This is a genomic window from Salinimicrobium oceani, from assembly GCF_012037645.1.
In genome coordinates this window covers 1-443 of record NZ_JAAVJR010000666.1, presented here as the reverse complement: position 1 = coordinate 443, position 443 = coordinate 1, and the positions used below count along the sequence as shown (strand labels likewise).

At 46.7% G+C, this 443-nt stretch carries 1 pseudogene; it reads right to left on the bottom strand.

The window, feature by feature from the left end:
• Nucleotides 1-443, bottom strand: a pseudogene (locus HC175_RS18785) (carboxypeptidase-like regulatory domain-containing protein); the annotation flags it as partial.

Genomic DNA, 443 nt, shown 5'->3' with positions numbered 1-443 from the left:
ATCATAGCCTCCCTCATTGCCGCATTTGCAGGGGAAGTGAGAGAATCGGGTCGGAAAGTGTACTCATAAGAATTGATCTCCGCAGCCGATTGTGTGGGAAGATTGATGTCTGCCACAGGGATTCGTGCCACGTCAACCTCAACATTCCCCGATAGGTCATAAGGAGACACTACGACTTCGGGTAATTCGGTTACAGATTCAGAAATAAAAACATTCAGTTTTTGGTTTTCTACTACTCCCTTATCAATTACCACCGAAAAATCCTGATACTGCAAAGCAGCAAAATCAAGTGTATCTCCCGCAGCCGCTCTAATATTAAAATTTCCGGCTTCATTGGAAATAGTGGCCGACTTTGCAGTACGGTTAATTACAGAAATGCCCTGGGGATCTTCTCCCAGCGGCGGAGTGATCTTACCGGAGATCGCTACCCGCTCCTGGGCAAT